Raw genomic sequence first — 22,589 nt, 5'->3', positions numbered from 1 at the left:
ATCAAGTTTTGTTTTAGCAACAACTTTTGTTTTCTTGAATTGGTGGACAAGGAACTGTGCCATAAGAACAATACACACAACAATCTCCCTCGTGTGGTTTTAGAACCGTTTTACAATTCTCACATTCGTAGAAGAATTGGCAAGCGTTAGTAGGCATATCTTCCACTTTTTTATGTCCGCAGTTAGGGCAAGTGATTTCCGATTTTAATATAGTTTCCATTAATTTTCTTTTTTATTAGTTACTTTATAACCTGTAGAGTTAATTGCTTTCTCAATTTCCGCTTCATTTGTTTTTGTTTTGTCAAACTCAATGATTGTATTACCATTTTTGTAAGATGTTTTTGAGTTTACAATTCCGTTAAGTTTATTTAATTCGTGGTTTATGTGAGTTTCACAACTGGCACAAGTCATTCCGCTTATTTTATACTCTATTGTTTTTATATTTGTTTTATCAACTACTATGATTTGTTTTTCGTTACTTGGATAAAATATACTTGAATAGTATGGAAATGCCAACATCACTATTGCGAATATGGTTACAATGCCTAAAAAGGTTTTTGACTTTATAAATTTTGGTTTTTCATCTGTTTCACATTCACAGTCGATTTCTTTTTCTGGTTTTAATTTTTGATACCAAGCTAAGAGAAGAACTAATATAGTTAACCCAATTAAGTAAGGTCTAAATGGTTCTATCCAAGAAAAAGTTGAAGCTACACCACTTGTTCCTGCAATTAAAGCCAAAACAGGTGTGATACAACACAATGAAGCTGTGATTGCTGTAAGGATACTTGTAACCGCTAATTTATTTTTCATAATTTATTTAATAATTTTTCAATATCACTTGGAATAGGCATTCGCTTTAATGGTGGTACGTTTGCACCACCTGTATTACCAAGTGGGACGTGATTAATAAATGATTTCCAACCACCAACAATAAGCCTAATAATTTGACCGAATACCTCTTTAGTATCTTTTTGTCTAAAGCCAAACTTTAGCATTAGCCAATGTGAATAGGTATGTTCTAAAGGATAAGATTGACCTATTATATGACTACGTTCTAAATGAAACCAAGCATTACCAAACTGCTTATTTTCTAAACAGAAACTGTATTGTTTTAATTCTTCGTTATACGCCTGTTTAAGGTGTTTAGGTATTTTAGTATTAAACTTCATATCCATTAATTTTGTGTAAAATTAGTACAATAGTAAGTGCAATGGAAGTGCATTTGTTAACTACTACATTTATCACAAATACCTTTTACAACCAAGTTTACATTCTCTGAAACAAAGCCATCAGGCACTTTAATTTGTGGTATTTTATGATCTGTTAGGCAAATAGTTTCATTGCAATTGTTACAATGGAAGTGTAGGTGTAAATCGGTTTTTATATCACAATTACATCCTTGTTCACATAATGCATATTTGGTAATTCCTGTTCCATCGTCTATTTGATGAACAATGACTTTCTCTTCAAAGGTTTTAATAGTTCTGTACAAGGTAGTTCTATCTGCTTTTTCAAATGCGTTTTCAATATCACTCAAAGTTACTGCTACCTTTTTTTCAGCAAGAAACTTATAAATTAATAAACGCATTGCTGTAACACGTATTTGTTTTGACTCTAATAATTGTTCTATTGTTTTCATAATTAATCTTGTTCTTTGTTACCAAATGGTTTAATAATAAGTCCTACACTAAATATAAAACCATCTGTTGGCGCATATATTTCTGGGAAAACAGGATTTTCGTGAGGTGGTAAAACCAAAGGTGAAAACCTGCTTTGTCTTCTATCCGTAAAATTTTCAATATTTACAAATACACTTCCTAATTTAAAGTTACGCATTATCAATAAACCCATAGTTACAAAGTCTGTGGTTTCTGTACCATTAGATAAAAACTGTTTGCCAGTATAAAAGGTTTCATAACCTATTCGCCATTTTTCAGATTCGTACATTAAAACACTACCTGCATTATGTTTTGCAGTTAATGGTTTCTGTGGATTACCAGGTAAATAATTTAGTTTGGTATCAATAAGTGCGTAGTTTAAAAACCATCTAAAATCTTTGTAGGTAAATTTAATATTTGTTTCTGCTCCTTTACTCAAGATTTCATCTGTTGCATTTTCGAACTGAAATAAACCGTTATCTGTTGAATTTAAAAGCATTCCATCTTTAATAGCAGTCACGTAAAATAATTGATTTATAGAAAAACCAATCTCATCAGATAGTCGCGTTTGATAATTGAAATCAAAATTAACGCCATAAGAACGTTCTGCATTGGTGGTAGACTTATCTATACCTAGTACATTTTCAAAGTTAATATATTCTGCTTCTTCTGTGAAAATATCTCGAATCTTATACCCTAAACCTCCACCAATTCTACTTGAAAAACCATTATCATTTTTGTAGAGTAATGAAATTCTTGGAAGTGGAAAGAAACCGAAATCAGTATTGTAATCTGCTCTTAATCCTGTTTCCAATATCCAATTATCTGATAAGTCATAGATATTATTGGCAAATGCACCAAAGGTTACATCTTTTTGGTCTCTTTGTAATGGTAAGTTATCATTTTCATCAAAATTTGAGGTATATAGATTAGCGCCAATTATCCAATCCGTTTTTTCTGATGCTGTATTATATGTAATTTCAGTAAACGTATTTGTTTGTTTTCCATCAAAATTAAAATCGGGAACTGTTAAATTCCTATCAAAAAAAGAGACACTATTTTTAAACTCTAATGAACTAACAGCATCTAATTGCGTTTGATATACCAATTGACTGCTTAATCGTTTTGAATTGTTTTCTTCTGTGTATTGATGAATACCCTCTTCACCATTTTCAATTTTATTAATATCACCACCAATTCTATCGTCATATGTTCCATTTAAACCTAACCAAACTGTTGTATTCTCTGATGGATAATAAAAAGTTTTGGGTTAAAAGAAATTGCAGTTGTTTTTGGTAAGTTACTAAACCCATCACCTTCAGGGTCGTATGCTTTTTGGTAATGAGCAGAGCCATAAAGTGATACACCGAATTTATCGGTTCGTTTACTATAAAATACATTTGCTGTACTTCCTAATGCTTGTGTTTGCGTGAGCATTATATCTAAAGCAGGTTCAAAATCCGGTGTTTTGGATACCATATTTATTAAACCTGCAATTGCACCTCCACCATAAAGTGTTGATGAACTTCCTTTAATAATTTCAAATTGTTGTAGGTCTAAAGGTGGGATTTGTAAAATACTTAAACCACTTGAGAAACCACCATATAATGGAAATCCATCTCTTAAAAGTTGTGTGTACCTTCCATCTAATCCTTGAATACGAATATTGGTATTACCACTACTTAATGAGGTTTGTTGCATTTGTATTCCTGTACTTTCACGAAGCACCATAGAAATATTAGTAGGGTTCATTATTGCTTTTTCTCCTAATTCTTCTGCACCTATAAATTCAATACGTGTTGGTATTTTTTTAACCGTTCTTGTACTTCTAGTAGATTGCACTACAATAGTTTCTAATTGATTAGCTCCTTCTTTTAATTTAAAGACTAACGCTGTATTACTTGGAATTTGAATTGAAGTCTCAAATGTTTCAAAACCTAAAAATGAAATGATTATTTGGTGCTGACCATCCGGGATTTTTGTAAATTCTGCAATACCATCAAAATTGGTTACTGCTCCTTTTTCTAATGTTTCAAAGTAAACTGTAGCACCCATTAAGGGCTCGTTTTCTTCAGTGACAATTTTAATTTGTATATCGTTTGTTTGTGCCTTAATTGAAAGGCAAAATAATAGCATGAGCTTTATGCTCAATAAGTATTTATTCATTGAATTTTAATTGTAATATTAACTAAATAATTGATTTTATAAATCCTAATAATTTAGCTTATTACTCTTGGTGGTTGCCAAATATTAGATTGGAAATCAAATCTATAAATAGACTGATAAGTAGATATTAATTTTGTAGAAATTTTATTGAAAGTTAATAACTCAAATGTTGCTAAAGGCTCATAAGTTATTGACATACCACAACAATTACAAATACACATACTTGGACAGGTGTCATCACTATCTTCTTGGTGATTGTGGTTCATACTTATTTCATCTTGATGCTGGTCTTCTAAATTTTGACCATCAGAACAAGGCTTTGCCGAAAGCAATAGTATTAATAATGATAATATAATTGTTACATTTTTCACTGTTACAAAGATAGACAAATACTTATGCAATGATTGTGCAAATGTTTGGTATGAAATACAATCAACTACAAGAATTACATAAGTTGCAAATGATTGTGAATTATTGCTTATAAATGAAAATCTAATACTGTTCCGAATTAATTAAATCAACCAAATCTCCACCATCTTCAATATTTGAGGTCTCTAGGATATTACTACACTGAATGTGAAAACCTTCTAAATTTAATTGTTTTGAAACTCTATTCCATTTTTCAAATTCAGTTTTGTCTGGATATGCTATAACATTATATTCTTTTAAGGGGTTTAGTAATTCTTTTTTGAAATTAGACTTACTGCCTGTTGCTAGCCAAAGGAATTTTGGCTCTACAATACTCATTATTACAGCAGTCTTTTCTGATTCTACTAAACAAATTGTATTACCTTTTTCAATGTTGTTTATATTGTGTAATCCAAATAGGCATCGTTGTAATACGAAATCTTTTAATTTCAGTTGTTTATGAATCCAGCTAATCCTATTATAAGGTTTCTTAACTCTTTTGCCTGTATTACTGTCATATAACATAATTTTACCACCATGGATTATGTTTTGGGAATCAATTTGCCGTAATACTGTTGCACCATTCCAGTAATTTGTGGTGCCTAATTGAAATTTATTAATTGCATGTAATACTTTTGTTGGATCATAATTTTTAAGTAAATAAGTGATAAAATTATTTTGTTGCTTTATGTTGTTGATGCCTTTATTTATGATACTAACCTGTTGTCTTGTGTTGTTGTCTTGTTGATTTATACTAGAAAATTGTTGCAAAACTGTTGTTTTGTGAAACGTTGGTTGCGTTGCAACATGATTAATACTTAGATTATTAACGATACAATTTTTTGAAGGCTTTTTAAAGTAACCACATTTGCTTTCTCTATCACATCTACCATCTATTTGATTTAAGTATTGCATAGTTTCGTTGTTAATAAATTTGACAAATGTTTTTTTATTGCAATTAGGGCATAAAAACTTCTTACTTGATGGATCTAAACTGTATTTGTAATTTTTACTCATAATTATTTTTATTCGTACCAATCGTACCAATCGTACCAATTATTTAGTACGATTGGTACGATTTTTTTACTACATTTTCTATTAAATATTTAATTGCATCATTATCAGTGAAATCTGGTAATTTGTCTTTTATGTTAATGTTTTTCTTATTCATTTCGCTTTTGAGCATATGAAATAGCTTTGTAAGTTCTTCTTCTCGGAAGAGCTTTAGCAATTACATAAACATCAGAAGCTAACATATTAAATTCCTAATTTTTTTCTTCTTTTTCTTATTGCACCTTCACTTAGACTTAATCTATCACCAATTTTTACATTATTAAGTCCTTCAGAAATAAGCAGTTTAATTTGCTCATTTATTTCATTACTGTTTATAGTGTTATTTGTATTGAGGTGATTGTTTTCTAAATCAAATTCTTCAAAACAAAATTCTAGAAAGTTTGTTGCTTTATCTATACTACAAAGTATAATGTTTTCTGCATGATAGATGTGCTCTGTATTTCGCTGTTTCAATTGCTTGATATATCTAAATGAAGGGTCTTGAGAACTTTTGCCTATAGCAAAGCAACTATCACAAAAATTCATTAACATTTTACTACCAGCTAAGTCATTTTTTGTAATTGGTTTAGAATCATCTCTTTTAGGTGTGTGTGCTAAAACTAAAATTGATATTCCTTTAGTTGTTGAAAGTTGTTTTAAAGTTTTCATTAATACCAAAGCGTCTTTTGCTTTTTCGTTTTCAGCACTTAAAAATGTGAGGTTGTCAACAATTAAGATAGTAGCCTGTGTTTCTTCAATATAAACAGGAAAGGTTGCACATAAATACTCTTCGTAATTTTTAAAATTACTTGGCAGAGTTTCTTCAGTATTTAATTCTGCTCGAAGAAAATTATGATGAAACTGATAATGATTGGTAAAATTTTCTGCATATCGATTTTCAAATTGCTTATCAGATAATTCAAAATCTAAAAAAGTACTTTCTGTGGTGCACATTCTAATTTGAAACCATTAATTGAAACACCATAACTCAAACTATCGGCTATTTGAACAGCTAATATGGATTTTCCTAAATTGGTGTCTGAAAATAGTATACATAATTCATTTTCATACCAAAGTTCACTAAATAACATTTTAGGAATAGGTCTGCTTTTTGCATTATTTATCCAAGAATTTGCATCATTGATAATTAGAGAATTTACATCCTTATTATTTTTTTGTAATAAACTTTCATTATGAAATATATCTTGACTAATATTGTGTAATGCTTCTTTACTCATGGTCAAAATATTTATTGGTTGATGTTGGATTACATTCAATAACAATATCTTCTAGTTCTTCGGAAAAATAGTCATCTGTGTATTCATATATTATCTCTCTTAATAATTTTGAAATGCTTTGGTTGTTCTCATCTGCGATGATTTCAAGATCATCTTTTAATCTTGAGTTAATTCGAATGTTAATTGTTGTTTTCATTCTTCTTTTATTTTATAAATTAATACTTATAAATACATGCTAAAAAGAATAATGAAAGCATACCAATGGGCAACTACCTAATTAACAGCATTTAACTAGGTGCAATATTGGAATAACATAAAGTTTAAAATAGGGAAGTAGGATGGGAAATTTGTGGGAAATTTGTGGGAAATTTGTGGGAAATTTTCCTTTTTGTGGGAAATTTTAAAAAATGGATTCTAATTTCTGAAATTGTCCCAATCTTTTTTGATTTTTTTGACCCTATTTCTATGGGTGTTTGATTCATTTCCATTCAACTTTAGAGTACTAAAGTTAAAATTGAAATAACTGTTTATAATTTCTCCAAATACTTTCGCTGAAGGCGTTGTTATACATAGAACATTATTGAAGAAATCATATAAACATATAGCAAATGCTCTATTAATTTTTTCTGTCTTTAAAATTTGATTTTCAATGAACTCTACTTGTTTTAGAGAATGAAAATTTTCAGCGTATTTCTCGGTAGATTATTTTAGAAATTGGTTTGGTGGCAAATACATTGTTTTCCTCTAACTTGAATTGATTATTTAATTCTATTAAGATTTTTAAATTATTTTCAAATTCAAATATATTTTTGATAGTAGTATTATTATCGAATAAATTTTTATTGTAGTAATTATTATCTCCAGCTAAAAATGGTATTATTAATTCAAGCTCATAATCCAGCATTATTAATTAAAGTTTCTTGATATCTTTTTAGGTACTCAAATTTTGTGTTTGGTACAACTAGACGATTTTCGTCAAACTTAAATTTCAAACCTATTTTGTTTGGGACTTTATTGTAATAAAAATTAAAATATTTTAAACCAATCTTTTTACGTTCATTTTTATCAAGTCCAAAAACATCTTCTTTTAAATCAAGATTAAATAAAATATTATTTCCAAGTCCTGCACTGTAATGGTTAAGCAAATATTTATAAAACTCTTGTGAAACAGCATTAGTATAAATAAACTTTTCTTTAACCTGCTTATCACTCTTATTAATACGATACTCTCCTAATTTATTAGTTTCTTCAAATATTCCAGGGGATTCATGAGAGATATACTTATTACCATAATTTTTACTTATAATATATTCAGTTATGCTTTCTAAATCATTCGTTTCATAAATTGATAATGGTAAAGTATTGTAAAAATGTGTTTTCATTATTTTAATAAATTTGAATAATCTTCTCGAAGTATTGCATCTATTTTTCTTAGGTATAATTCAAGAGCTTCCATTCTTTTATGACCAGTTATCAACATTAGTCTGCTTTTAGCTTCAAAGGGTGAATAAGACTTAGACATTTCATTATATAATTTGGTTATAAAAGTGTGTCTAAAACTATATAGACCATATTCTTTACCTAATCCAAAATGATCTTTTACTTTTTTGAATTGTTTTGTGAAGTAATCTCTCTTATTATTTTCGGTAATATCCCATTGATCACCAATTTTATTGGGTGTAAATAAAAAATCATTTTGGTTTAGTTTTTTAAGATCTGGCAACTGATCAATGATTATAGTAGGAATTATTTTTATTTTGACTGGTTGATTTTTTGCCCTTACATAAATTTTCTTGTCAATGATATCAATGTCTCCTACTTTTAGTCGGCAAACTTCAACTGGTCTCAAGAAATTATAAGAAACAAATTGAACAAATAGATGTAAAATCTTATTAGTGTTTTTTAGGTATTCAAATATTTCATTTAGCTCAGTAGGAGTGTAAGTCTTATTTCTTTCTGGAGTAGATTTTAGAATATTTATTTTTTTAATAAAATTATCTTTTATAATCTCATTGTCTTCTAACGTTTGAAATAATGAACTAATATCAGTTCGAGTATTGTTTCTATTTCTAGCGCTTGAAGTTTGCAATACACTATTTAAATATTGAATTACATTTTTTTTATTTATGCTAGAGATATCATCTTTTGGTTTTATACTTTGTTCTTCCAACCACTTTTTGAATCTATTAATTCTTCCATTAAAATTTTTATAGGAAGTGGCACTTTGAACTTTTGATTTTATCTTAAGTCCTAGATTGAAAGCATCTTCAATAGTATGCTTAGGTAGGGTGTTATTTTTATCGGATTTTATTTCTTTTTTAGAGGAGCTCGTCACATCTGTTATTTTCTCTTCCTTTGTTGAAAGTTGTTTTTCGAAAAACTCAATTAAACCTTCATTTTCTTGGTATGGGTTGTATCCTTTTTGTAATAGAATGATTAAACCTTTTTTGTTTTTATTTAAAATGTATAATCGATCTTTTTTGTTTTTATAGGTGTTTACACCAGCTTTTATATTAGTTTGTCTTACCAATTTACCTGTTTCCGGATTTCTAAAAGAATAATAAACATACCAATTCTTAAGTAGTGCTTCCTTCTTAGTTTTTGATGAGAGTTTAGACCAATTGGATATATCTACACCACCAGTGTAGAATTTTGGATCAGAATATTTCATTTTCATAGGTGAATCGTGTACTATATCGTGTACTCTTTGTAAAAGTAAATAAAATGAGGGCATAAAAAAACGAATTGTGAGACACAATTCGTTGTTTTATCTAGTTTATAAACTTGTAGCGAAGACGGGATTTGAACCCGTGACCTCAGGGTTATGAATCCTGCGCTCTAACCAACTGAGCTACCTCGCCATTGGTTTGCGGGTGCAAATATAGACACTTTTTACAAACCTGCAAGAAGTGTTTTAATTTTTTTTAATTGAATTAATACCTATATTGTCCGCCTAACAAAACAAACAATGGATAAAGTAAAATTCGAATTAGAAATTCCAATTCACGCATCGCCTAATATGCTATATCAATACATATCTTCACCTTCTAATTTACAAGAATGGTTTGCAGATAAAGTAAACTCTAGAGGTAAAGTTTTTAGCTTTGTTTGGGAAGGTACAGAAGAGTTAGCAAATTTAATAACCAAAAAGGCAGGTGAAAGAATGCGTTGGAAGTGGTTAGAGAGTGAAGATGATGAAAGTTATTTCGAAATTAGAATTCAAGTAGATCCATTAACAAAAGATGTTTCCTTAATAGTAACAGACTTTGCAGAAGATGAAGATGAGGTAGACGAAGCTAAACAGCTTTGGGAGAATCAAATAGAAGAATTAAGACACACAATTGGTGCTTAATTAGATAAAATACAATTTAAAAACCAGCATTTATTGCTGGTTTTTTTATGTTTATAATACTAAGATTTGTAGTATTTTTGCAGTTCTTAAAATTTAAAGGATGATTAATTTAAACGGTGAGTTATTATTTAAAGAAAACGTAAACCTTTCTATAGATAATAGAGGATTTAAATACGGAGATGCTATTTTTGAAACAATTAAAGTTGTAAACAAAAAAGTTGTTTTTTGGGAAGATCATTATTTTAGATTGATGGCTTCGATGAGAATGTTGCGTATGAAAATTCCTATGGAATTTACTTTAGAGTTTTTAGAGAAAGAAATTTTAAAAACAATAGCAGTTATAGATGACGCACCATCTTATAGAGTTCGTTTAAATGTTTATAGAAAAGATGGTGGTTTGTATACACCAAAAACTAACAAAGTTGATTATTCGATTGAAGCTAGTGAAAATACTTATGTTTCTAAAAATGAGTATAAAGTTGATGTTTTTAAAGATTTTTACAACTATTCTGGTTTGCTATCTACAGTAAAAACAAATAATAGAATGCTTAATACTCTAGCAAGTATTTATGCTAATGAAAATGATTTAGATAGTTGCGTTCTTTTAAATGAAAGAAAAGGAGTAGTAGAGGTTACCAACGGAAATATATTTGTTGTAAAAGGTAATGTTGTTAAAACACCTGCCTTATCAGAAGGATGTATTAAAGGTATTGTAAGAGGAAAAATCATAGAAATCTTAACTAAAAATAAAGATTTTACTATCGAAGAAACAACGATTTCTCCGTTTGAGATACAAAAGGCAGACGAAGTTTTTATTACAAATGCAATTGTTGGGGTACAAGCAATAACTAAATACAAGAAAAAAACATTTACAAGTAGTTTGGCTACAAAATTACAAGCCAATTTAAATGTTTTACAAATTGCTGGTAATTAATTTAAGTTAAAATCGTTTGGTGCGTTTGCCCAAAGTTTATAATTACCTCCTTTTTCTAGTAATTTATTTTTCCAAAGACTTTCTTCGTCGTTAGAAAAAATGTTTTCGAAGTTATTTTCTGTAACAAACCAAGAGTTTCCGCTTAATTCATCTTCTAGTTGATCTTTATCCCAACCAGAATAGCCTAAAAAGAATCGAATATCAGATTCTTCTAGCAAGCCACTGTTAAGAAGGTCTTTTAGTTGCTTAAAATCTCCGCCCCAAAACACACCGTTAGCAACTTCTATGCTATTGTCTAACAATTGTGGTATTCTGTGCACAAAGTATAAATTATCTTGTTCTACAGGGCCACCTTGGTATATATTAAAATCGCAATCTATTTCCGGTAATAAATCTTTAATACAATACTCTAATGGTTTATTTAAAATAAAACCGACAGAATTATTATCTGTATGTTCAGTTAATAGAACAATAGCTCTGTTAAATGAATTGTCGTTTAAGATAGATGGTTCTGCAACCAAAAGCCTACCTTTTTTTGGGAGGAGTTTAGACATTCAATTTTTTTATTTAAATATAGGTAAAATTTTAACAAAAAAAACTCTCTTAAAAAAGAGAGCTTTTATTTTATTTAAAACTGTAATTATTAGTTTACAGCATCGCTTAATCCAGCTCCAGCTTTAAATTTTGCTACATTTTTAGCAGCAATTTCAATAGTTTTTCCAGTTTGAGGATTTCTACCAGTTCTTGCAGCTCTATTAGATACAGAAAAAGTTCCGAAACCAACTAAAGCAACTTTATCTCCCTTTTTTAAAGAAGAAGTTACGTTACCTGTAAAAGACTCTAAAGCTGCTTTAGCTGCTACTTTAGAAATTCCTGCGTCAGCAGCCATTGCATCGATTAAATCTGATTTGTTCATAATGAATTGATTTTTAAATTATTTTTATTATACTTTTTGCTTAATAGCTTAACAAATATAGACGGATTGTGGGTTTACGCAAATATGAAGGCCCAAAAAAGGGCATTTTGTTAATAAATGTAGGTCAATTGTTAATAAAGCATGCTTTGAAAATCAAAAAACTCTACAAACCGCATCAATAAAGGCTTTACATCATTTTTGCATCCGAAGAAAAATGAAAGCCATTTAATAAGCTTTTTGCATCCATCTTTTTCTTACCAGAAAGTTTTATTTCATCAATAATAATATAGCCACCATTTACTGCAACTTTTAATTCTTTTTTAGATGCAATAATACTTCCAAAACTAAAAGTGTGTGTTTCTATTTGTTTACTTACAGCATAAATTTTAGCAGAAATTTCTTCATCATTATTATATATTAAAGTCCAAGCTGCCGGAAAAGGGTTTAAACCTCTAATTTTATTATAAATATTTTCTAAACTATCTGTCCAATTTATTTTTGTGTTTTCTGGGTTTAATTTTGGTGCAGATTTTTCTTCTAAATCGGGTTGTTTTGTGGTAACTACATTTCCTTTTGCAATATAATCTACAGTTTTAGAAACTAAACTTGCACCTAAATGCATTAATTTGTCGTGAAGACTACCTACAGTTTCTGTTTCTAAAACTGTAATTTCTTCTTGTAATATAATTTCTCCGGTATCAATTTTATCATCAATAAAAAATGTGGTTACACCCGTTTTTGTTTCTCCGTTAATTATAGACCAATGTATTGGTGCTGCACCTCTATATTCTGGCAATAAAGAAGCATGTAAATTAAATGTACCTAATTCTGGCATTTGCCATACAACTTTAGGTAACATTCTAAAGGCAACAACAATTTGTAAATTGGCGTTTAAAGATTTTAATTCACTTAAAAAATCTTCGTTTTTTAAGTTAGTTGGTTGTAATATTTTTAAATCTTGAGATTTTGCATACTTTTTTACTGCAGACTCATTTATTTTTCTTCCTCTACCGGCAGGTTTATCTGGTGCAGTAATTACGCCTGCAATTGTATAGTTGTTTTCTACTAAATGTTTTAAAATGGCCACGGCAAAATCAGGCGTTCCCATAAAAACGATACTCATATCTTTCATATTTATATTTTTAGTTGAAATTTATTTAGATTATTTAATATTAGTTTATCTTCTGCAAGAAGCGTTTGCAAATGTATTAAAATGTCTTTCTCTTTAGCATTTAAAAAATTAGTAATTTCTTTTGAAGACAATTGTTTGTTTGGGTTTAGAAGTTCTATAATATCTTCGGATAAGCTTTTGGTTTGCTTTTTTGTTAGCTAAACAAACATCACAGATGCCACAGTTTTCTTGTTTAATTTCGTCAAAATATGCCAAAAGTTGCTTGCTTCTACAAACTTTGTTGTTCTTTATAAAAGCGATAAAGTTTTTTGCTTTTTCTTCCTTTAGAAATAGAAATTGTTTTATTTCTTTAGAATATCTATTGATAGTTTTATCATCTTCTCTAGGCATTAGAAAATTTAAAGCAGCATTTTCGTTAGATTGATTGTATACAAGTAACTGTTGCTGTTCTAATAATTCTAAATTCTGAATTACTTTATTAGAAGTTATTCCTGCTTTCTTGGCAATAAAGAATTCGTTTATTTTTATTTCATCTTCAAACAAACCTCCGTAAGTTCTTAAAAGTACATTTATAAAGTTTTTTAAAGAGTTATTATTGTTAGAAAAATTTAAGATTGAATAATGAGATGCTGTGACCTTTAAAGTAGATTTTTTATTAAAACTACTATTAAGTTCTATAATACCATAATTAACCAATAATTTTAGAATAGCATCTGTTTTAAGAACTTGTAAGTTGTACTTTTTACAGAACTCATAAAAATTAAAAGCATAAACTTCTTCAGAAATTTCACCTAAGGCTATTCTAAATTGTTGATATAACTTTTTATGAACCTCTTTAATTTCTAAAATAGAAGGTATAGAGTTTTCTATTTGCTTTTGATGTAAATAAATGTCATGTTCATTATATAATAAAACACCGAAAGATTTTTTTCATTTCTACCAGCTCTACCTGTTTCTTGTACGTAGTTTTCTAAACTATTTGGTAAATTAAGATGAATTACCAACCCAACATTAGGTTTGTCTATTCCCATACCAAATGCATTGGTTGCTACAATTATTGGTGTTTTCTCTAACATCCAATTATTAAAAGCCTTTTCTTTATCTATAACAGTTAAACCTGCGTGATAAAAAGTGCTTTTAAAGTTTTTAGCATTTAAAAAATTAGAGATTTCTTCAGTTTTTTTCTTGAATTTACATAAACAATTGCTGGTGTTTTAGTTTTTCTAAAAATACTTGTAAGTCTTTCTAGTTTATCTTCAATTTTAAAAACTTGATATGCTAAGTTTTCTCGAAAAAAAGACTTTTTAAAAAGCAAAGTGTTATTTAATTCTAGATTGGTTTCAATATCTAACAACACTTTTTTATTGGCTGTTGCAGTTAATGCAATAAAACCAACTTTTGGTAAAATTTCTTTAAGAACTTTTATATTTCTATAAGAAGGTCTAAAATCATGTCCCCATTCAGAAATGCAATGCGCTTCATCAATTGCAACCAAGTTTACATTTAATTCTTTAATTTTTTGCTGAATTAAAGATGATTGCAATCTCTCTGGCGATATGTATAAAAACTTTATTTTACCGAATTTAATTTTATCGAATAGTGTTACAATTTCATCTTGCTGACTTCCGGTAGGTATTGTAACCGCTTTTATATTTTTCTGTTTTAAATTCTCTACTTGATCTTGCATTAAAGCAATTAAGGGCGAAACCACAATACAAACTCCTTCTTTTACCAATGCAGGTACTTGAAAGCAAATAGATTTTCCGCCACCAGTTGGTAATAATGCAATGGTGTCTTTGTTGTTTAAAACAGCAGAAATAATTTCTTTTTGAGGTGCTCTAAAGGAGGTAAATCCCCAATATTTTTTTAATATATTTTCTGGTGATAACATCATTCGCTTGTTAGCGAATTTAAAATGAAGTTTGTACGTTCTTCTATAGAACCAAAAGGCACATTTATTAAATTATAACCCAAATCTGAATAGGCTTTTACCAAAAACTTATCAATTTGTACAGATTCAACAAAAGACTCGTAACGTTCGTTATCTGTGGTATGTATTTCCTCCCAAGGCGAAAAATGAAATATTTTGGTATATTCATATTTTTTACACTTTTCTAGAAAGTAATCTGGATATTCTGTTTTAAAAAATCCATGTACGCGTGTACATCCGGTATTCCTCTATCAAAAAAGACAATATCATTGTCTAAATCAGCTGCTTTTAGGTATTGATTTTCTCTACCTTCTAATAACATTTTACTAAATAATAAAGGTTCTGTTAAGAAAAGTTGCTCGATACCTTCTTCTTTTGCCTTTAAGGTTACTTCTCTAGAAACCTCCGGCATACAGTAATAGCCTTTTTTTACAAGCTGATTTATAATCGTAGTTTTACCAGTTCCTGGTCCTCCAATAAGAACAATTTTTTGTTGCATCGGACAAAAATAAATCATTCCGTTTATAAAATTAAATTTTAATGTAATTTTGTGTCTTGCAATTTGCAAATAGTTTAGAAAAATTTTAACAATTATTATGAGTAATAAAAACGAATTTTATAGCAAGTTAAAAGTTCAATTAGATGATACTACTAAGTTTCCTGCAGATTATCTATATAAATTTATTGTGCCAAGTACAGAAAATCAAGTAGCAGAAGTAGAAGCTATTTTTAATAATACAGGCGCGGTAATTAATACAAAAAAATCTAAAACAGGTAAATACGTTAGTGTTTCTATTATTTTAAAAATTAAATCTTCGGATGAAGTTATAGCATATTATAAAAAAGCAGAAAATATTAAAGGTATTATATCATTATAGTTAAGTCTTATGAAAAGTAGGTTTTTATCAATTTGTATATTGTTTTTAGCAATTAATGTTTATTCGCAAGATTCTAAAACATTGATAACAATTAATAAAGAAAAAATTTCTGTAGCAGATTTTAAGCGGGTTTATGAAAAGAATTTAGATGCTATAGATAATGAAGAAGCTAAAGATGTAACCAAAAATTTAGATTTATACATCAATTATTTATTAAAGGTTAAAGAAGCTTACAAAATTAAGTTAGATACTTTAGCTTCATATAAAAGAGAAATTGCTACTTATAAAAACCAATTAGCAGCACCCTATTTACAAGACACTTCTTTTATTGCAGACTTAGTTAAAGACATTTACTTTAGAACAAAAAATGAAGTAAAAGCAAAACATATTTTAATTAGAACTTCTAAAGATGCAATGCCAAAAGATACTTTAGTTGCTCACAATAAAATTTTAGACATTAGAAATAGAATTGTTAACGGAGAAAGTTTTGAAAAACTAGCAGTAGAAACATCCGAAGATAGATCTGCAAAAGGAGATGCCAAAAGAGGTATTCCTGGTAATAAAGGTAATTTGGGCTATTTTAAAGCTTTTCAAATGGTTTCTTCATTTGAAGATGTAGCGTTTGCTACAAAAGTAGGTGATGTTTCTATGCCTTTTAGAAGTCAGTATGGGTATCATATTTTAAAAGTTGATGATTTAAGACCATCTAAAGGAGAAATTGAAGCAGCACATATTTTAATAAAAGATACTACAAATGCTAGTAAAATTAAAATTGATGAGGTTTACAATAGACTTCAAAATAATGAGTCTTTTGAAAAATTAGCAAACTTATTTTCAGATGATATCGGTTCAAAAGGAAGAGGAGGAAAGTTAAACAGATTTGGTACTGGTAGAATGGTAAAAGAATTTGAAGATGCTGCATTTTCATTAAAAAACGTTGGCGATTATTCAAAACCTTTTAAAACCCGTTTTGGTTGGCATATTGTAAAGCTTTTAAGAAAACATCCTATTAAGTCTTTTGCTGAAATGGAAACAGAGCTTCGTAAAAAAATTAAAAGAAGTTCTCGTATGCAAATGTCTGAAAAAGCTATAATTAATAAGTTAAAAGCAACTTATAAAATTGTAGAAAATGAAAAAGCAAAACAAATTCTTAATCAAAAAAATATTAGATCACTTTCTAAGGATTCTTTGCAAAACACTATATTAAGCATCAATAACAAGAAAATTACACAAGAGAAATTTGTAGATTACACAAAAAATAGAAGGCATAAACCTATTTTTGTGTTGTTCGAGATGTTTAAAGAAAAAGAAATTTTAGCTTATTACAAAGAAAACTTAATAAAAACAGAGCCAGAATACGCTAATACTTTAAAAGAATATGAAGATGGTTTGTTGTTATTTGAATTAATGCAACAAAAAATTTGGAACAAATCTTCTAAAGATTCTTTGGGTTTAAAATCTTATTTTGATAAGAATAAAGCCAACTACAATTCTAATGAATTAAAAACTGTAAAAGGTGAGGTAATGAATGATTACCAAAATTATTTAGAAGAAAAATGGATTGCAGATTTAAGAAAAAAGAATAAAATAAAAATTCATAAAAAGCAGTTAAAGAAATTGATAAACTATTATAAAGATTAAAATGAGAATTGTATTTGTTATTTTTTGCGCTTTTTTATTTACCTCTTGTCAGTATTTCGAAATGCAAGAAAAAGAAGAACACTCTTCTGAAATTGTTGCCATTGTAAATACAGAAAAACTATTTAAAGAAGATTTAAAAGATCTTTTACCTAGAAATATTACTAAAGAAGACAGTTTAATTTTAGTTAAAAGTTTAATACAAGACTGGGCTGTAAAAAAATTATTTTTAAAAGCTGCAGAAACCAATAATTCATCAGAATCTTTAGATGATATTAATAAGTTGGTACAAGATTATAAAGAAAGTTTATTAATTAATAATTACAAAGAAGATTTAATTAAGCAAAAGTTAGATACTTTAGTAACCGAACAAGAGATAGAAGAATATTATTTAGCCAATAATGAAAACTTTAAATTGAACGAGGTTTTAGTAAAATCTAAATATTTAAATTTTGACAATAATATAAAAGATCAAAAAGAGATTATAGAATTATTTAAATCTGATGATATTGAAGATGCAGAAGAGTTAGAAAGACAGCAATTAAGCTTTAAAATGTATCAACTAAACGACTCTGTTTGGACAGAATTGGATAAGATTTTGTTAAAACTACCATTTTCTAAAGAAAATCTGTTAAAAAAATCAAAATTCATTCAAAAACAAGATTCATTAGGTTTATATTTGGTGGCTATAAAAGACGTATTAAATAGAAATGATATAGCACCATTAAGCTATATTAAGCCAACGATAAAAGAAATGATTTTACACAAGCGTAAAATCGAGTTAATAAGAGAGATTGAAAAACTAATAGTAAAAGATGCCACAAAAAACAATAATTTCAAAATATACTAAAATCTTTATTACAGCTGTATTATTTGCAGTAACATCATTACAATTAAATGCACAAAAAGTTAAAATAGACGGTGTAGCAGTAGTAATTGGTAAAAATATTGTTTTAGATTCTGATATTGCAAAATTTAAGCAAGAAGTAGAATTTAAAAGTGAAGGGAAAATTAAAATTTCTGATTGTGAAATGTTAGAAGAGTTAATGGAACAAAAATTACTTTCTCATCATGCAGTTATAGACAGTATTACTGTTTTAGATACAGAGGTTAACTCTAAAGTAGACAGAAGTATACAGTTTTTTGCACAAGAATATGGTTCTATAGACAAAGCAATTGCTGCTTATGGGTTTAATGATTTAGACGATTTAAAAAGTGAACTGTTTAATGTTCAGAAAGAAAATGCGCTAATAGAAAGAGAACAACAAAAAATTACAGAAAAAGTAGATGTTACGCCGGAAGAGGTACGTTTGTACTTTAACGGTTTAAAAGAAAAAGGAGACTTACCAGAATTTACTGCAGAGATAGAATTGGCTCAAATAGTTTTAAATGCAGAACCTACAGAAGAAGAAAATAACAAAGTAATTGCTCAATTAAACGAAATTAGAACAGAAATTTTAAACGGTGCTAGTTTTAGAATGAAAGCAATTATTAATTCTAAAGATCCTGGTGTTACGCAAGACGGAGGAAGAATACAGGTTACTAAAGAAGCTAACTTAATTAAAGAGTTTAAAGAAGTTTCTTTTTCATTAGAAAAAAATGAAATTTCAGAGCCATTTAAAACACTTTTTGGTTATCATATTATTCAGGTTCACGAAATTAAAGGAAATACAAGAGTTGTATCTCATATTTTATTACAACCGGAAATACCAGAATCTAGATTAACAGAAACTAGATTAAAAGTAGAAGAAATTAAAAATGATATTAAAGCAGGTAAATTAACTTTTGAAGAAGCTGTAAAAAAATTTTCTGATGATAAAGATTCTAAAAACAACGGTGGAGTAATTATTAACGGTTATACGGGCGAGACTAAATTCGATTTAACAAGAATGGATCCTGCAATGTATGCAAGAGTTAACGATTTAAAGAAAGGTGAATTTACAGACGTTTTTTATGATGAAGCTAGAGGAGGAGAGAAGATGTATAAGTTTATCTTAATGAAAGATAGAACAGATACACACACAGCAGATCTTGTAGATGATTATGTTAAAATACAAGCACTGGCTTTAAAGAAAAAGAAAGAAGAGGTAATAGAAAAGTGGTCTAATGATAAAATTAAAGATACTTATATTAAATTATCATCAGATTACAAGAGTTGTACTTTTAATAAAAATTGGAAAAAAGAAACAGGTAAATAATGTCAGACGTTAAAGCGGTAAATAACCTAGTACAAAAGTTTGAAACTTTAAAAAAAGAAATTGGTAAAGTAATTATCGGTCAAAAAGAAGCAGTAGATTTTACACTATTGTCTGTTTTTTGTGGAGGTCATTCTTTATTAATAGGTGTGCCTGGTTTAGCAAAAACATTATTAGTTAATACTGTTTCAGATGCTTTAGGCTTAAATTTTAAAAGAATACAGTTTACGCCGATTTAATGCCTTCGGATATTTTAGGAAGTGAAATTCTTGATGAAAACAGGCAATTTAAATTTATTAAGGGTCCTATTTTCTCTAATATTATTTTAGCAGATGAGATAAATAGAACTCCGCCTAAAACACAAGCAGCTTTATTAGAAGCAATGCAAGAACGTTCTGTAACTGTTTCTCGGTACGCATTATAAATTAGATTTACCGTTTTTTGTTTTGGCAACACAAAACCCAATTGAACAAGAAGGAACTTATCCTTTACCGAAGCGCAATTAGATAGGTTTATGTTTTCTATTAATTTAGAATATCCAAGTTTTGAAGAAGAGGTACAAGTTGTAAAAAGTACAACAAGTAACTTAAAAGAAACTATCAACGCTATTTTTACTGGTGATGAAATTGTTGAAATTCAGAAATTAATTAGAAAAATTCCTGTTGCAGACAATGTTATAGAATATGCTGTAGGTTTGGTTGGTAAAACAAGACCAAAAGCTTCGGCTGCCACAGAAATGGTAAAAAGCTATTTAGATTGGGGTGCAGGACCAAGAGCTTCTCAGAACTTAATTTTAGCTGCCAAAGCTCATGCTGCAGTTAATGGTAAATATTCACCAGATATTGAAGATGTAAAAGCTGTTGCAATTCCTATTTTATCGCACAGAATTGTTAAGAATTATAAAGCAGAAGCAGAAGGTGTTTCTATTGCAGATATTATCAACTCTTTGTTGTAATATTATTCTTCTTCATCTTCTTTAGCCGGATTTTCAAAAAAGCTAAAAACGTTACCGCCATATCTTTTATCGTAGCTATGCTTTGCGTGTTTTGATAAATCTGTATGCTTAGAATGTTCTACAATTAAAACTCCGTCTTCATTTAAAATACCTCTTTCAAAAACTAAATCTACAATTTTTAGGAATTGATCTTCTTCAAAATCGTAAGGTGGATCAGCAAAAACTACATCAGAAGTTAAATTTGTTTTTTCTAAGAATTTATAAACGTCACTTTTGTAGGTGTTAATATCTAAATCTAAGGCTTTAGCAGTAGAATTTATAAACTTTATACAACCAAAGTGTGCATCTATTGCATAAATGGTTTTAGTACCTCTAGAAGCAAATTCGTAACTAATATTTCCTGTGCCGGCAAACAAATCTATCACAGAAATAGCATCAAAATAATAGGTGTTGTTTAAGATGTTAAACAAAGATTCTTTAGCCATATCTGTAGTAGGTCTAACAGGTAGGTTTTTTGGCGCTGATAAGCGTCTTGATTTTAATTTACCGTAAATAATTCTCATGAGCCTAAAAGTATATAATTTGAGTGTTTCGGAATTTTTAATTCATTAAAAATAGCTTTTTCACTTTCTAAAAAGTAAATGTTTTTAATGTATTTGTAGGTTAATTTATAAATAGCAGTATTTAAGGTTATATTACCTGTAAAATACAAAGGAAACTCTAAAGTGTCTAAATTTAATTGTTCTGCAACAAATAAGATGTAATAGATAAAATCTTCTTTAGAGTTGTAAGAAAATGTATTAAAAAGTAGCAATTGCTTATTCTCGATAACCACAATGTCTAAAGTTGTTTTACCAACATTTACATACATTGTTTTATTATTAGATTTATTTACTTTTAATAACTTTTCAATTAAAACCGTACTGTAATGCTTGTATTCGAATTCGCCAAAATTTTGAAATAAATAGTTATTGATGTTCACATAAGGAACGTAAACGTTTTTGGTTTTAAGTACATCGATACTATCAAAACTAATAAAATCTGTAACTAACGTTTTTATATTATAATTTAAATAAGTAGCTAGTTCATTTTCATCAAAGAACTGATCTGGCACTAATGCTGCTAAATTATTCTGATGAATAACTGTTACAGAAGTGAAATCATTTTGAAGCTTTGTGTCTTTTTTAAATATTTCTTCAATTTTAAGAAGTAAGTTTTCCGGTGTATTTAAAGTTGTTTCAAACTCGTATTCACAAAAATATACTTCTTTATTTAAGCTATTATTATAGATACAAAAAGAAAATCCATCCAAATTAAATTGGATGGATAATCTATTATCTTTTAATGTTTTCAAAGAAATACTACTATTCTTTTTTATCACCTTTTTTGTCATATGATGGAGGCCAGTTACCTGCTGTAGTTACTTCGTCTAAAGAACCAACAGAAACATATTCTCCTTTAATTTGATCAGCAGCAATTACTTCTAATTCTTGCTTAACTAAAGATTCGTTCATGCCTTCTAATAAAGCTTTTTTAGGAGTTTTTGCCATAAAAGTAGGTACAACTAAACCTTGTACTTTTTCTACAGTTCCTACTTCCAATTCAAACTCAGTTCCTTTTAAACCAGGTACACTAAACATTGTTTTGTAATCTCTGTCTTTAAAGTATTTTAATACAGGTTCGTAACCAATTGTATCTGTAACTCTTCTTTCTACTTCATCTGTAATACCACCACCCTTGTTAACAGTCTCTACAATTGTTTTTGTATTTGTTAAAGCTAATTTAGCAGTATCTATAAATTTGATTAAAGCGTTTTTATCTTTTGTATAATTACCGTTTGCTTCGTAATATTTTACTTCTGCATCTCTAATCATCTTAAGATTATCTACAACTTTAGCATATCTTGTAATCTTATCTTTGTTAAAGTTAATTGGCTCCATAATACCGTTGTATATTTTAAAGCCTAAAAATACTGCTAAGAATAAAAGTAAAATAGATGGAATCCATCTTAACTTTAGAGGTAAATATTTAACTATAACAATAGCTATAATTACTGCAGCTAAAACCGCAGCTAAAATCATTCCTAATAATCCCATTTTTAATGTTTTTTTTAATAGTCCTATCGCAAATCTA

At 28.5% G+C, this 22,589-nt stretch carries 26 protein-coding genes, 1 tRNA gene and 3 pseudogenes; 7 read left to right on the top strand and 23 right to left on the bottom strand.

Features of this window, described 5'->3' with window-relative positions:
* Nucleotides 1-13: 13 nt before the first annotated feature.
* The 13 genes and pseudogenes from ACZ1HD_RS10695 to ACZ1HD_RS10635 form a co-directional block, all read right to left on the bottom strand.
* The gene (locus ACZ1HD_RS10695) at nucleotides 14-220 is read right to left on the bottom strand and encodes a GDCCVxC domain-containing (seleno)protein (protein WP_472687420.1); all 207 of its coding nucleotides are present in this window, start codon (nucleotides 218-220) and stop codon (nucleotides 14-16) included.
* Nucleotides 220-813 carry a mercuric transport protein MerTP gene (gene merTP / locus ACZ1HD_RS10690; protein WP_298765322.1) on the bottom strand — a complete coding sequence of 198 codons (594 nt, stop codon included), beginning with the start codon at nucleotides 811-813 and terminating at the stop codon, nucleotides 220-222. The genes ACZ1HD_RS10695 and merTP overlap by 1 nt, the downstream gene beginning before the upstream one ends.
* Complete coding sequence (locus tag ACZ1HD_RS10685) at nucleotides 810-1,172, bottom strand: DUF3703 domain-containing protein (RefSeq protein WP_298765320.1); 363 nt, start codon at nucleotides 1,170-1,172, stop codon at nucleotides 810-812. Before ACZ1HD_RS10685 ends, merTP begins: the two co-directional genes overlap by 4 nt.
* A gap of 56 nt (nucleotides 1,173-1,228) precedes the next feature.
* Nucleotides 1,229-1,642, bottom strand: coding sequence for a Fur family transcriptional regulator (locus ACZ1HD_RS10680; protein WP_298765318.1), 414 nt, complete (start codon nucleotides 1,640-1,642; stop codon nucleotides 1,229-1,231).
* A 2-nt stretch (nucleotides 1,643-1,644) separates the two neighbouring features.
* Nucleotides 1,645-3,797: pseudogene (locus ACZ1HD_RS10675) on the bottom strand (TonB-dependent receptor).
* 83 nt (nucleotides 3,798-3,880) lie between these two features.
* A complete protein-coding gene (locus tag ACZ1HD_RS10670) occupies nucleotides 3,881-4,198 on the bottom strand; it encodes a DUF6660 family protein (RefSeq protein WP_334057672.1) in 318 nt (105 codons plus the stop codon).
* A gap of 121 nt (nucleotides 4,199-4,319) precedes the next feature.
* Nucleotides 4,320-5,252: a DUF6371 domain-containing protein gene (locus ACZ1HD_RS10665; protein ID WP_472687419.1), complete on the bottom strand. Its 933-nt coding sequence runs from the start codon at nucleotides 5,250-5,252 to the stop codon at nucleotides 4,320-4,322.
* Between the two features lie 240 nt (nucleotides 5,253-5,492).
* Complete coding sequence (locus tag ACZ1HD_RS10660; RefSeq protein WP_472687418.1) at nucleotides 5,493-6,242, bottom strand: P-loop NTPase family protein; 750 nt, start codon at nucleotides 6,240-6,242, stop codon at nucleotides 5,493-5,495.
* Nucleotides 6,215-6,526 carry a hypothetical protein gene (locus tag ACZ1HD_RS10655; protein ID WP_472687417.1) on the bottom strand — a complete coding sequence of 104 codons (312 nt, stop codon included), beginning with the start codon at nucleotides 6,524-6,526 and terminating at the stop codon, nucleotides 6,215-6,217. The genes ACZ1HD_RS10660 and ACZ1HD_RS10655 overlap by 28 nt, the downstream gene beginning before the upstream one ends.
* Nucleotides 6,519-6,722, bottom strand: coding sequence for a hypothetical protein (locus ACZ1HD_RS10650; RefSeq protein WP_472687416.1), 204 nt, complete (start codon nucleotides 6,720-6,722; stop codon nucleotides 6,519-6,521). Before ACZ1HD_RS10650 ends, ACZ1HD_RS10655 begins: the two co-directional genes overlap by 8 nt.
* Before the next feature lie 694 nt (nucleotides 6,723-7,416).
* A complete protein-coding gene (locus ACZ1HD_RS10645; RefSeq protein WP_472687415.1) occupies nucleotides 7,417-7,908 on the bottom strand; it encodes a hypothetical protein in 492 nt (163 codons plus the stop codon).
* Entirely contained in the window at nucleotides 7,908-9,197 is a 1,290-nt protein-coding gene (locus ACZ1HD_RS10640; protein WP_472687414.1) for a tyrosine-type recombinase/integrase, read from the bottom strand. The genes ACZ1HD_RS10645 and ACZ1HD_RS10640 overlap by 1 nt, the downstream gene beginning before the upstream one ends.
* A 116-nt stretch (nucleotides 9,198-9,313) precedes the next feature.
* Nucleotides 9,314-9,387: transfer RNA gene (locus ACZ1HD_RS10635), tRNA-Met, on the bottom strand.
* Nucleotides 9,388-9,494: 107 nt separating this feature from the next.
* Between ACZ1HD_RS10635 and ACZ1HD_RS10630 the strand changes: the two genes are divergently transcribed.
* Nucleotides 9,495-9,878 carry an START-like domain-containing protein gene (locus ACZ1HD_RS10630; protein ID WP_472687413.1) on the top strand — a complete coding sequence of 128 codons (384 nt, stop codon included), beginning with the start codon at nucleotides 9,495-9,497 and terminating at the stop codon, nucleotides 9,876-9,878.
* 100 nt (nucleotides 9,879-9,978) lie between these two features.
* A complete protein-coding gene (locus tag ACZ1HD_RS10625) occupies nucleotides 9,979-10,812 on the top strand; it encodes an aminotransferase class IV (protein ID WP_472687412.1) in 834 nt (277 codons plus the stop codon).
* Here the strand turns inward: ACZ1HD_RS10625 and ACZ1HD_RS10620 are convergent.
* The 7 genes and pseudogenes from ACZ1HD_RS10620 to ACZ1HD_RS10590 form a co-directional block, all read right to left on the bottom strand.
* On the bottom strand, nucleotides 10,809-11,366 hold the full coding sequence (locus ACZ1HD_RS10620; protein ID WP_079736899.1) for a YqgE/AlgH family protein: 558 nt from the start codon (nucleotides 11,364-11,366) through the stop codon (nucleotides 10,809-10,811). The two genes, ACZ1HD_RS10625 and ACZ1HD_RS10620, sit on opposite strands and share 4 nt — an antisense overlap.
* An 89-nt stretch (nucleotides 11,367-11,455) precedes the next feature.
* A complete protein-coding gene (locus ACZ1HD_RS10615) occupies nucleotides 11,456-11,728 on the bottom strand; it encodes an HU family DNA-binding protein (protein ID WP_079736898.1) in 273 nt (90 codons plus the stop codon).
* Between the two features lie 187 nt (nucleotides 11,729-11,915).
* Nucleotides 11,916-12,860: a methionyl-tRNA formyltransferase gene (gene fmt / locus ACZ1HD_RS10610; protein ID WP_472687411.1), complete on the bottom strand. Its 945-nt coding sequence runs from the start codon at nucleotides 12,858-12,860 to the stop codon at nucleotides 11,916-11,918.
* A 108-nt stretch (nucleotides 12,861-12,968) separates the two neighbouring features.
* Complete coding sequence (locus tag ACZ1HD_RS10605; protein ID WP_472687410.1) at nucleotides 12,969-13,556, bottom strand: RecQ family zinc-binding domain-containing protein; 588 nt, start codon at nucleotides 13,554-13,556, stop codon at nucleotides 12,969-12,971.
* A 170-nt stretch (nucleotides 13,557-13,726) separates the two neighbouring features.
* Nucleotides 13,727-14,029 carry a helicase-related protein gene (locus ACZ1HD_RS10600; protein ID WP_472689331.1) on the bottom strand — a complete coding sequence of 101 codons (303 nt, stop codon included), beginning with the start codon at nucleotides 14,027-14,029 and terminating at the stop codon, nucleotides 13,727-13,729.
* Nucleotides 14,014-14,754, bottom strand: a complete 741-nt coding sequence (locus ACZ1HD_RS10595) for a RecQ family ATP-dependent DNA helicase (protein ID WP_472687409.1) — start codon at nucleotides 14,752-14,754, stop codon at nucleotides 14,014-14,016. Before ACZ1HD_RS10595 ends, ACZ1HD_RS10600 begins: the two co-directional genes overlap by 16 nt.
* A pseudogene (locus tag ACZ1HD_RS10590) lies at nucleotides 14,751-15,289 on the bottom strand (AAA family ATPase). Before ACZ1HD_RS10590 ends, ACZ1HD_RS10595 begins: the two are co-directional and overlap by 4 nt.
* Before the next feature lie 97 nt (nucleotides 15,290-15,386).
* Here ACZ1HD_RS10590 and ACZ1HD_RS10585 point away from each other — a divergent pair.
* From ACZ1HD_RS10585 to ACZ1HD_RS10565, 5 genes and pseudogenes are all read left to right on the top strand, one after another.
* Nucleotides 15,387-15,668, top strand: a complete 282-nt coding sequence (locus ACZ1HD_RS10585; protein ID WP_472687408.1) for a DUF493 family protein — start codon at nucleotides 15,387-15,389, stop codon at nucleotides 15,666-15,668.
* 81 nt (nucleotides 15,669-15,749) lie between these two features.
* Nucleotides 15,750-17,309, top strand: a complete 1,560-nt coding sequence (locus ACZ1HD_RS10580; RefSeq protein ID WP_375241132.1) for a peptidylprolyl isomerase — start codon at nucleotides 15,750-15,752, stop codon at nucleotides 17,307-17,309.
* Between the two features lies 1 nt (nucleotide 17,310).
* Complete coding sequence (locus tag ACZ1HD_RS10575; RefSeq protein WP_340933294.1) at nucleotides 17,311-18,156, top strand: hypothetical protein; 846 nt, start codon at nucleotides 17,311-17,313, stop codon at nucleotides 18,154-18,156.
* Entirely contained in the window at nucleotides 18,122-19,504 is a 1,383-nt protein-coding gene (locus ACZ1HD_RS10570) for a peptidylprolyl isomerase (RefSeq protein WP_340933296.1), read from the top strand. The genes ACZ1HD_RS10575 and ACZ1HD_RS10570 overlap by 35 nt, the downstream gene beginning before the upstream one ends.
* A pseudogene (locus ACZ1HD_RS10565) lies at nucleotides 19,504-20,456 on the top strand (AAA family ATPase). The gene ACZ1HD_RS10570 and the pseudogene ACZ1HD_RS10565 overlap by 1 nt, the downstream one beginning before the upstream one ends.
* 2 nt (nucleotides 20,457-20,458) lie before the next feature.
* Here ACZ1HD_RS10565 and ACZ1HD_RS10560 read toward each other — a convergent pair.
* From ACZ1HD_RS10560 to ACZ1HD_RS10550, 3 genes are read right to left on the bottom strand one after another with little or no spacing between them, the layout of a single operon-like run.
* Nucleotides 20,459-21,019 carry an RsmD family RNA methyltransferase gene (locus ACZ1HD_RS10560; protein WP_472687407.1) on the bottom strand — a complete coding sequence of 187 codons (561 nt, stop codon included), beginning with the start codon at nucleotides 21,017-21,019 and terminating at the stop codon, nucleotides 20,459-20,461.
* A complete protein-coding gene (locus ACZ1HD_RS10555) occupies nucleotides 21,016-21,810 on the bottom strand; it encodes a DUF3822 family protein (protein ID WP_340933302.1) in 795 nt (264 codons plus the stop codon). Before ACZ1HD_RS10555 ends, ACZ1HD_RS10560 begins: the two co-directional genes overlap by 4 nt.
* A gap of 10 nt (nucleotides 21,811-21,820) precedes the next feature.
* On the bottom strand, nucleotides 21,821-22,552 hold the full coding sequence (locus tag ACZ1HD_RS10550; RefSeq protein ID WP_079736890.1) for a hypothetical protein: 732 nt from the start codon (nucleotides 22,550-22,552) through the stop codon (nucleotides 21,821-21,823).
* Between the last annotated feature and the right edge of the window lie 37 nt (nucleotides 22,553-22,589).

The organism is Polaribacter sp. HA6-7 (genome assembly GCF_055693625.1).
Note: the sequence above shows the minus strand (reverse complement) of the source record. Positions and strands in the feature narration are given on the sequence as shown.